This window comes from Aquabacterium sp., assembly GCF_021768455.1.
Lineage (GTDB): Bacteria > Pseudomonadota > Gammaproteobacteria > Burkholderiales > Burkholderiaceae_C > Aquabacterium.
Genome location: NZ_JAIZVX010000257.1, coordinates 1 through 2,546, shown reverse-complemented (window position 1 = coordinate 2,546; position 2,546 = coordinate 1). Strand labels below are relative to the sequence as shown.

At 68.6% G+C, this 2,546-nt stretch carries 3 protein-coding genes; all 3 read right to left on the bottom strand.

Features of this window, described 5'->3' with window-relative positions:
- The coding region (locus QZ994_RS19465; RefSeq protein WP_290877643.1) for an FAD:protein FMN transferase at positions 1-803 on the bottom strand (803 nt) is incomplete at its 3' end.
- Positions 804-822: 19 nt separating this feature from the next.
- Complete coding sequence (locus QZ994_RS19460; RefSeq protein WP_290877641.1) at positions 823-1,368, bottom strand: FMN-binding protein; 546 nt, start codon at positions 1,366-1,368, stop codon at positions 823-825.
- A gap of 14 nt (positions 1,369-1,382) precedes the next feature.
- Entirely contained in the window at positions 1,383-2,273 is an 891-nt protein-coding gene (locus QZ994_RS19455; protein ID WP_290877638.1) for a DUF6662 family protein, read from the bottom strand.
- Between the last annotated feature and the right edge of the window lie 273 nt (positions 2,274-2,546).

The window sequence follows — 2,546 nt, the reverse complement described above, 5'->3', positions numbered from 1 at the left end:
GCCATGCAGGGGTGGTGGGCATCCTGGCTGAGGGCCAGGACCTTGGTGAGCGCGTCGGCGATGGCGCAGCGCGGTGCCACCACCGTGAAGCTGCGCCGCGTGCGCAGGGCCTGGCCGGAATGGGGGTCGACCAGGGCCGAGACCTCGGCGCCGTCGTGCTCACGGCGCGAATGATAGGTGGCCGAGGTCGCCAGGGCGCCATCCTGCAGCACGCCGGCGTGGCGCAGGCGCTGCGGGTCACCGGGGTCGCGCAGGTAGATGGCCTCTTCCGTGGGGCCGAACACGCGCAGGTCGCCCCCCGCGTTCACCAGCCCACCCCGGGCACCGGCCGCCTGCATGGCCGCCACGGCGCGGTCCACCGCCTCGCCCTTGGCGATGCCACCCAGGTCCACGCGCAAGGGGGCGCGCACGCTGAGCTGGTGTCCCTCGTGCAGGCACAGCGCCGTCGGCAAGGTCGTGCGGCCGGGTCCCGCGGGCCCGTTCGCCGTCGGGCCCAGCACCTCGGGCGGCAACAGGCCCCAGGCCACCAGCTGCGGGGCCACGCTGCAATCGAACAGGCCGCCCGAGGCCTCGCTCACCTCCAGGGCGGTGGCCAGCAGCGCCCAGGTCCACGGGTCGACCTGCAGGCGCTCGCCGGGCGGCAGGCGGTTGAGGCGGGCAATGTCGGAGTCGGGCTCGTAGACCGACATCAGGCGCTGCACGCGCTCAATGGCCTCGAAGGCCGCGTTCACGGCGGCCTCGGCCACGGCCTCGTCCTCGTGGTCAGCGCGAACCGCCACGTAGGTGCCCAGGCCGGGCCGCATCGCCCTCACAGCGGGCGCCTCACTTCACACCCTTGAGCACCATCTCGTGCATCACCATCAGGCGCTTGACGCCATCGGTCAGGTGCTTGCACGACAGGGTCGCACCCGAAACGTTCTGGATGTCCTTGTTGAGCTTGAGCGCCGAGGCACTGGTCTTGCCCACGAACTGGTTGCGCCAGCTGGCCTCGCCCACCTCGTATCCGTAGGACTCCACGTACTCCATGATCTCGATGCCCTTGATGCTGCCATCGGCGTTCACCGCCAGGGCGTACTTGACCATCTCGTGCTTGCCCACCACCTCGTCGACGATGAACCAGTCGCCCTTGGCCGTGCGCCACACGCGTTCACCGCGGAAGGGCTCGCGCACCGACGAGAGCTCGCGCATGCGGTCGCGCTGCGCCTCGGTCAGCACCACGGGGGCGGGGGTCAGCTTCTCGCCAGGGAAGAGGCGCTTCTGGGTCTCCTCCACACCGACCAGGATCTTGGCGTGGGACAAGGCCGGCGCGGCCAGCACGGCCACCGGCAGCAGGGCCAGGGTGGCAGAGGGTTTCCATTGCATGCTCATGGGGGCCCACCTGCTCAGAAAGGCATGCCGAACTTGACGATGAACTCGTTGCGGCTGTGGCTGTCCCACACGCGGCCATCCGAGCACTCGCCGGTGTTGGGCGCCCAGCACTTGCCGCCGGTGGGCTGGTAGCGCCATGCGGTGGTCACCCACCAGTCCTTGTTGGCGTAGTGCACGTTGGGGCCCACGAACCAGGCCTCCTGCGTGTGCGTCTGGAAGTTGTAGCCGTAGTAGTCGTTGTGGTAGCGGGCTTCCATGCCGGCCGTCCAGTTGTTGGCGATGCGGTAGGTGGCGCCAAAAAGCAGGTCGATCATGGACTCGGGACCGGTCTCGCCCTCGACGAACTTGATCTTCTCGACGGCCACCGCCACGTTGGTGGCCAGCACCAGGCGGTCGTCCAGGAAGTTGGACTGCAGCAGCAGACGGCCCTCGAACTCGTCCTTCACGCTGCCCAGGGTCACCTCACCGTAGAGGCCCACACCCACCGGGTCGACCACCGGGTTGCTCAGACGCCAGATGGCCTCCAGCGATCCCCCTTCCACACGGGCCTTGCTGTAGCGGCCATCGCCCGGGGTGGAGACGCCCCAGCCACCGGTTTCACCATGGGGGAACTCGGCCGTGGCGGGGTAGTTGCGGTAGGCCTTGGTGTAGCTGGTGTTGAGGTAGCCGGCGAGCTGCAGGTTTTCGCTCACGCCGTACTCCACCTCGGTGCGGCCTTGCCAGAACTGGTAGGTGCCCCCCTCCTGCCCGGTGTTGAGCTGCAGACGCTGCTCGAATTCCCAGGTGCCCTTGGGCTGCAGGTCGAGGGTGTAGAGCCAGCCAAAGGTGCCTTCACCGGCCTGGGCCGGGGCGAATGCGGCGGCCAGGGCGAGGGCCAGGCCAGTGCGGAGCAAGGATCGAAGCATGAGAGGGCGTCCTGAAAGTTGTTGGTGTTCCAGGAAGTCTACAAACAAGAATGATTCTCAATTGCGATCCAGATCAAATCGCTGTGACATCGTTGTGCGGGCGTGACAGGCCGATTCGGGCGGCGTGTCGGGCCCTGCGCGCGGCGTTCGGCCCGGCGAGCTCGGCACACGGGCCTTATCGGGTGGCGACCCGGGCGCCGAGTGCGGCACATGCCCCGATTGGGTTTGCGCACCGAGCTCGTTGGGCGGCGCACCGAGCTCGTTGGGCGGCGC

Bases quoted from the DNA above. Each gene is read 5' to 3' on its own strand.
- QZ994_RS19460 (WP_290877641.1), bottom strand. From the start codon at position 1,368: ATGAGCATGCAATGGAAACCCTCTGCCACCCTGGCCCTGCTGCCGGTG.
- QZ994_RS19455 (WP_290877638.1), bottom strand. From the start codon at position 2,273: ATGCTTCGATCCTTGCTCCGCACTGGCCTGGCCCTCGCCCTGGCCGCC.